The 7522-nt window shown below is 65.2% G+C and carries 5 protein-coding genes; 3 read left to right on the plus strand and 2 right to left on the minus strand.

What is annotated here, in order from left to right; genetic code table 11:
* A partial coding sequence (locus tag B384_RS0111305; protein ID WP_019483224.1) for a GNAT family N-acetyltransferase occupies positions 1-2124 on the minus strand: 2124 nt, incomplete at its 3' end.
* Positions 2125-2209: 85 nt separating this feature from the next.
* On the opposite strand from B384_RS0111305, the gene B384_RS0111310 reads away from it, so the two are divergent.
* The gene (locus B384_RS0111310) at positions 2210-4690 is read left to right on the plus strand and encodes a DNA gyrase/topoisomerase IV subunit A (protein WP_019483225.1); all 2481 of its coding nucleotides are present in this window, start codon (positions 2210-2212) and stop codon (positions 4688-4690) included.
* Between the two features lie 83 nt (positions 4691-4773).
* Here B384_RS0111310 and B384_RS0111315 read toward each other — a convergent pair whose 3' ends face one another.
* Positions 4774-5760: a GNAT family N-acetyltransferase gene (locus tag B384_RS0111315; protein WP_026041144.1), complete on the minus strand. Its 987-nt coding sequence runs from the start codon at positions 5758-5760 to the stop codon at positions 4774-4776.
* A gap of 133 nt (positions 5761-5893) precedes the next feature.
* Between B384_RS0111315 and B384_RS0111320 the strand changes: the two genes are divergently transcribed.
* A complete protein-coding gene (locus tag B384_RS0111320) occupies positions 5894-6259 on the plus strand; it encodes a BlaI/MecI/CopY family transcriptional regulator (RefSeq protein ID WP_019483227.1) in 366 nt (121 codons plus the stop codon).
* 4 nt (positions 6260-6263) lie between these two features.
* Positions 6264-7244 carry a M56 family metallopeptidase gene (locus B384_RS0111325; RefSeq protein WP_019483228.1) on the plus strand — a complete coding sequence of 327 codons (981 nt, stop codon included), beginning with the start codon at positions 6264-6266 and terminating at the stop codon, positions 7242-7244.
* Positions 7245-7522: the final 278 nt, after the last annotated feature.

A 7522-nucleotide genomic window follows, 5' to 3' on the forward strand; every position in this document is an offset into this window, starting at 1 on the left:
GGCTGTCGCGAAGCGGACGGCGGGTAGCAGGGAGATGCCGTAGTGGCCGAGCAGGGTGGCCGACTCGGCGCCGTCCAGCCGGGTCAGGCCATCGCCGTCGACCCGGAGCAGCGCCTGCTGCAACACCGCAGACGCGGCATCGGAGTCGATGTCAGCCGGTTCGTGGAAGCCGCCGCTGTCCCGGGAGCGCCATCGGGCATAGGTCACCACTGCGCCGAGGGCGGCGACGGCGGCCCCCGGTCCCGCGTAGCAGGGCACCCCACGCTGGCTTGGCACCGCGGCGTCCCCGTCGGCTGCCGCCAGCGGGTTTCGGGGTGAAGCCAATAACCCATCTGATTGCACAGCCGGGTCCAGGATGCCCGCAAAGGAGGCGACAAGAGGCTTGTTGGCTGTCTCGGCGCAGTCCCGCAGGCAGTCGGCAATGGCCTCGACTGTCAGCCCGGGCGCCGGGAGCAGGGCGACAACGGCCGAGTGCACTTCGTCGTCGGACAGCGCGTCGAGAACTGCCGCGCGCAGGACTGGCAGCGCAATGGACTGCCCGGTGTCCAGATCAATGTCCGTCACCAGCCGCCGCACGTCGAGGGACTGGGCAGCGGCGGCGTCGGCGACCACCTTGCCGAGAGCCAGCGAATTGCTGAAAACGGCGAGCGCTGGACCGGCCGGGAGGGGTTGGCTGACGAGAATCTGGGCAATGTCCACCAACTGGGCAGTCGTTTCCACCCGGATGACCCCCGATTGCCTCAGCATTGCGTTGAGCGCCCCCGAGGGCGCTTGGGTGGTGCGGACGGCGTGGCCGGGCGGTAGTTGCAGGCCCATCACATCGGACTTCGCGACGATGACCGGTTTGGTCTTCGCCAGCCGGCGGGCAATCCGGGAAAACTTGCGTGGGTTGCCCACCGACTCCAGGTAGAGCCCCACAGCGCGGGTGGACGGGTCATCCTCCCAGTACTGCATTGCGTCATTGCCCGAGATATCGGCCCGGTTGCCGGCAGACACGAAGGAGCTCAGGCCCAGTCCGCGGCGTCCTGCCGCCGCATACAACAGCACTCCGATCGCCGCTGACTGGCTGAACAAACCCAGTGCACCGGCGGCCGGCAGCGCGGGGGCCATCGAGGCATTGAGCCTGACCTCCGGGTGCGTGTTGACCAGGCCCAGAGATGCCGGGCCGACCACCCGCATGCCGTAGGCCCTCGCACGATGCACCAGGGCCCGCTGCCGGGCCAGCCCTTCGGCGCCGTCGTCGGCGAACCCGGCGGTCGCCACGAGGAGGCCCTTCACCCCGGCCACGCCGCACTGATCCACGACCGACGCCACCTGGTCATAGGGGACGGCGATCACGGCTAGTTCGACCGGCCCCGGGACTTCGCCGATGGAGGCGAACGAAATCATGCCCGCCAGTTCGAAAGCCTCGGGATTCACCGCATACACGTCACCGGTGTAGCCGCCATCGATGATGTGTTCCAGGAAGGAATACCCGACGGTCCCCCACTCGCGGCTGGCACCGATTACAGCGACCGACGACGGCGAGAGCAGTCCGGCGACACTGCGTGCCTCGGCGCGGTGTTCCCGGGACTCCATCACGGCGCGTGACTTCTCGGTGGGGTCGATGTTGAACTCCAGCATCACCACGCCGTCGTCGAAGCGCCGTTGCACCTCGTAGCCGGCCTCAGCGAAGACGGTGATCATCTTGCGGTTTTCCGGCAGGACCTCTGCGGAGAACCGGCTGATGCCGTTCTCCCGGGCAGCCGCGGCGAGGTGTTCGAGCAGGATCGACCCCAACCCCCTGCCCTGGTGGGCATCAGAGACGTTGAAGGCGACCTCGGCTTCGGTGGGGTCATCGAGCCGGTCGTACCGCCCAATACCCAGAATGTCCGTACCGCGGGTGACGACGAACGCCACGCGGTCCCGGTGGTCCACCTCAGTGAATCGTTTGAGCTCTTTGTTGCTCAGCGAGGACTTGTAGGTGAAGAACCTCAGGTAGATCGAGTTCTCGGACTGTTGCATGTGGAAGTGCTGCATTGCTGGCGCATCATCGGGCGAAATCGGCCGCAAATGTGCAGTGGCGCCGTCCCGCAACACGACGTCGGCCTCCCAATATTCCGGGTAATGTCCGTCAGCCGCCATAGACTCACCCTAGTGGGCGTTCGGCGTTCACGTCATTACCCTTGGCAGCACCTACCCTTTTTCACAACCCGAGGACCATCCGATCATGGCCAGGCGCCAAAGCACAGCAGCCCCGGTGGATTACACCGAGAACATCATCGACATTGACGTCACTTCCGAAATGGAAGGCTCTTTCCTTGAGTATGCGTACTCGGTGATTTACTCCAGGGCCCTACCCGATGCCAGGGACGGGCTGAAACCCGTGCAGCGGCGCATCCTGTACATGATGACCGATATGGGGCTGCGCCCGGACCGTGGCCATGTGAAGTCCGCCCGGGTCGTGGGCGAAGTGATGGGTAAGCTCCACCCGCACGGCGACGCCGCGATTTACGACGCAATGGTCCGCATGGCACAGGACTTTTCGCTGCGCCTGCCCCTGATCGATGGGCACGGCAACTTCGGGTCACTCGATGACGGCCCGGCCGCCCCCCGCTACACTGAGGCCCGCCTCGCCGCGGCGGCCCTCACCATGACCGACCACCTCGACGAAGACGTGGTGGACTTCGTCCCGAACTACGACAACCAGCTCATGCAGCCGGAGGTGCTCCCCGCCGCCTTCCCCAACCTGCTGGTTAATGGGGCGACCGGCATCGCCGTCGGTATGGCGACGAACATGGCCCCCCACAACCTGGGCGAGGTAATCGCGGCAGCCCGGCACCTGATCGCCAACCCTGACGCCGGGCTCGATGACCTGATGCGTTTCATCCCCGGACCGGACCTTCCCAGTGGCGGTAAAATCGTGGGGCTTGAGGGTGTGCGGGACGCCTATGCGACCGGCCGGGGGTCCTTCAAAACCAGGGCCACCGTGGGAATCGAGCAGCTTTCCGCCCGGCGCACCGGCCTCGTGGTGACTGAGCTGCCCTACACGGTGGGCCCCGAAAAGATCATCGAGAAGATCAAAGACGCCGTCACATCGAAGAAGCTCCAGGGCATCTCCGACATTGTGGACCTGACCGACCGGCGTCACGGGCTGCGCCTGGTGATCGAGCTGAAGAACGGCTTCAACCCCAACGCCGTGCTGGCCCAGCTGTACCGGTACACGCCGATGGAGGACTCGTTCGGCATCAACAATGTGACCCTTGTTGACGGTCAGCCCCGGACACTCGGCCTGGTGGAGTTGCTGCAGGTCTACATCAAGCACCGACTGTCGGTGGTCCGCCGCCGCACCGCCTACCGGCTGGGACGCAAGAAGGACAGGCTTCACCTGGTCGAGGGTCTGCTGATCGCGATCGTCGATATTGACGAGGTCATCCAGATCATTCGCTCTTCGGATGAGTCGGCCCAGGCCCGGGAACGGCTGATGTCGATCTATGATCTGACCGAGCTGCAGGCGAACTACATTCTTGAGCTTCGGCTGCGTCAGCTGACCAAGTACTCACGCATCGAGTTGGAGAAGGAGCAGGACGAACTGCGCCGGGAGATTGCCCTGCTGGAGGAACTACTCGGCTCGGAAGTGAAGCTGCGGGCCCTCCTGTCGGAGGAACTTGCAGAGGTGGCGGCGAAGTTCGCCACCTCCCGTCGCACGGTGTTGCTGGAGTCCGAGTCCAGTGCACCACTGAAGGGCACGGTGATGCCCGCGGCAATATCGCCCGGCGGGAAAACGACGCCGTTACCCCTGGAAATTGCTGACGATCCCTGCTGGGTGATCCTGTCGACGTCGGGACAGCTGGCACGCACCGCCGACCAGGAACCGTTCGGTGAGGGCGGGCAACGGGTCAAGCACGACGTGTTCAGTTCGGTGATTCGTTCAACGGCGAGGGCGGAGGTTGGAGCGGTCACCTCGGCCGGGCGAATGCTGCGCCTTCAGGTGATGGATATGCCTGCTCTCGCACCAACCGCCGGGATTCCCAATCTGGCGGGCGGCGTACCGGCGCAGGAGTTCATGACCCTGCTGCCCGGGGAATCCCTGGTGGGGTTGGCACCGCTCGACGCGGTAATCGCCCTGGGCAGTGCGCAGGGCGTGGTGAAACGGGTTGCCCCCGAGTATCCTCTGAACCGCGACGAATGGGAGATCATTTCCCTCAAGCCCAAAGACAAGGTGGTGGGCCTGGCCGCGGCCAGTGACCAGGACCTGCTGGTCTTCATCACGGCCCAGGCGCAGCTGCTGCGTTTCCCCGCATCGACCGTCCGTCCGCAGGGCCGCACCGCCGGTGGTATGGCAGGCATCAAACTGGGATCCGGTGACTCGGTCATCCACTTCGGCGCTGTGGGTGCCGAGGATTCGGCCGCCGTCGTCGTGACGATTGCCGCCGCGAGCGGAGCGCTGCCGGGCACCTCGGCTGGATCGGTCAAGGTGACCGATTTCGCGGAGTATCCGACCAAGGGTAGGGCTACAGCGGGGGTCCGGGCCCACCGGTTCCTCAAGGATGAGGACATCCTGCTGCTCGCCTGGGCCGGACACGGTCCGGCAAAAGCCGCGTCAGCTTCCGGTGTATCCAGGGCCCTCCCCACCGAACACGGGCGCCGTGACGGTTCTGGTGTCACCCTGAGCCAGTCAGTCGACTCGATCGGACCCAGCCTCGTCTAGGGTTGGCCCCGGTCTAGGGTTGGCCCCGGCTAGGGTTGGCCCCGGCTAGGGNAGGGTTGGCCGGGGCCAACCGCGTCCATGGTTTAGATGCGCAGTTCGTACACCCTGACCCGGTGGGTGGCTTCGTAACCCAGACGTTCGTACAGGCCAAGGGCACCCGACGGGTTCTCGGTATCGACGCCCAGGCCAGCGTGCTCGATGCCGTCAGCTTTGAAGCGGCGCATCGCCTCGACCAGCAGGGCCGGGGCGAGCCGCAGGCCCCGCCATTTCCGCCGCACTCCCAGCAGGTCGGTGTAGCCCTCGGTGTGGCCCAGCAGTTCCCCGGACGCGGGATCGTAACTGGCCAGCTGGTAGGCAGCCACTTCGCCGGACGCCTCGTCCACCACCGCGAGGCTCCATTCGGGTTTAAACTCGGGGTGCGTCACGGTGAACCGCCAGGACTCCTCGTCGCGTGGTTCACTCCCCCAGTGGTCCTGGAACGCCTCGTTGTGGGCGAGCCGTACCGCCTCGGACAGATCGTCCGAGAACGTGACAATCTGCAGTCCGGCTGCAATATCGACTTCGGGGATCTCCGTCTGCAGCGGACGGGTCATCTCCGTGAAATACCTGACGACGGCGTTGCCGGTAGCTTCCATCAGCGCCAGCTGGGATGGCACCCGTTCCTCCGCGTAGGTACGCAGCACTCCTGCCCCGGCGCCGTCGTCGTCCAACCGGCGACGCGCGCGCCCCGCCTGCCAGGAGTAGAGTGCGGTACCGATCCCCTGCCGGCGCCTGGCGGGGTCCACCCCACCCATACTGTGAACCACAGTGGACCCGGGATTCCGCTGGATTACCCCAACGGCGCGGGGCACACCCGCATCGTCGAGACCCAGGATGGTGTCCTTTGCCGGGTCGGTTTTCGATGAGCCCAGTATCTGCTCCAGGTCGGCCCGCTCCTCCACCCAGTCCGGCTGGTCTTCCTTGGCCATCCGGTGCAGCAGCTCATGCCAACTACCCAGATCCTTAGGCGTGATGGCACGCCAATGCAGCGGCGTGCCGGAGGGAAAGAAGTCCGATTCTGGCTTTGTCATGGCAAAAGCCTAAATCACCGGGACGGTCAACCATCGGCTGAGCAACCGACATCTTGTTCTACCGCATGTAGAACCTTGGCGAAAAAGAGAGTAGATTTGAAGTACTCATCCACAATTTTAGCGAAGGACTTGCATGGCCACCCTCGGAGAACTCGAACGCACAGTGATGGATTTGCTGTGGGGCACCCCCGGGGCACTGACCGCGAACGCACTGCGCGACATGCTGGCGTTGGCGACGAAGGAAGCCGTGGGCAAGGAGCTCGCCGTCACGACAGTCCTGACTGTCCTCTCACGGCTGGAGAAGAAGGGGCTCGTGGAACGGGAGCGGGAAACCCGCCCGCACCGCTACCGTGCGATCACCAGCCGGGAGGAACACACCGCCGAGTTGATGCACGAAGTCCTCGTCACCGCCCCAGACCGGGAAGCAGTCCTGGCACGGTTCATCGGAAGCGTTTCCGACAGCGAGGCACAGGCTCTGCGCAAACTGCTCGGCAGCTGAACGGATGTTTTGGGCCGCCCATTTTTTGGCCGGGCTCGCCGTCGTCCTCGCCTGGCCTGCGCCGGTAGCCCTGTCTCGGGCAAAGTGGCCCACCCGTTCACCGTTTACGGCGATGATTCTGTGGCAGGCGATCGCCCTCGCGGGCGGACTGTCAATGATTGGCGCGATGCTGGTCTGGGGTCTCGACCCGCTCGGCGACAACCTGGTGGAAGCCCTTGGCCGCTTCGGCGACATGGCGTTTGCCAACCAGCCGGTCGACACGCTCGGCCTGGTCCACGTCTTCGCCCTGAGCGCCGCTGGGCTGCTCAGCGCCCACCTGATCTTTACCCTGCTGCTGACCTACGCCAAGATTCGTGGGCAGCGTAAGCGACACCGGGACATGCTGAACCTGCTCAGCTCCCCGGCAGCAAACCGGCCGGCAACGCTGGTGATCAACCATCCCACCCCTGTGGCCTATTGCCTTCCGGGTGGTGCCAGATCAGTGACCGTGCTCTCCGACGGGCTCCTCGACCTGCTGACCCCCGCCGAACTCGACGCCGTACTTGTGCACGAGCTGGCACACCTGCACCAGCGACATCACCTACTCCTGTGGGCGTTTGCGGCCTGGCGCGCGGCCCTCCCGTGGCTGCCCACGTCACAACTGGCGCAGCGGGCCGTCAACGAGTTGATCGAGATGCTCGCCGACGACGAGGCTCTGAAGCAGGTCCGGGAGCCAGTCCTGGCCCGGGCGATCGCTATCGTCGCCTCCGGGTCGCTGCCCGACCAGCAGGGCGGCTTCGCCCACGGTGACTCGTTTGCGGTGACGGCGCTTGCTCCCGGCGCGACCCCTGACCAGGATGCTGGTGCCACCCTTAACCGGATTCACCGGCTACTCACTCCGCAGCCGCCCTTGTCGCTGCCCCAGCAGGCGGCCGCCCTCGGTGCCTCGGGACTGCTACTGGGGGCGCCGACGCTACTGCTGATTGCCCCCTGGGTGCTGGGTTAGCGCTGCCTGGCGCTGGTTTTATGAGCAATGCTCCCACTGATCGGGCACGGTCACTGGGATTGTCTAGATACTCTCAGTGACCGTCGGTGATCGTTGGGACACTTAGTCGCGGCATCCGGCGCGGCTGGTACAGGAAACTGTGGAAATAATCCGCGCCCCAAACCGGGAGTGTTAGCTCGGCGAGCTAATGAGTTGGCTCGTGGCAGGTGCCATGACGAGCAGTCATGGGAGCGGATCGTGTGGCACTATCTGCTTTCCGGAGATACGAAAGTGGCAGG

This window comes from Arthrobacter sp. TB 23, assembly GCF_000294595.1.
In the GTDB taxonomy this organism is placed as follows: Bacteria; Actinomycetota; Actinomycetes; order Actinomycetales; family Micrococcaceae; genus Arthrobacter_D.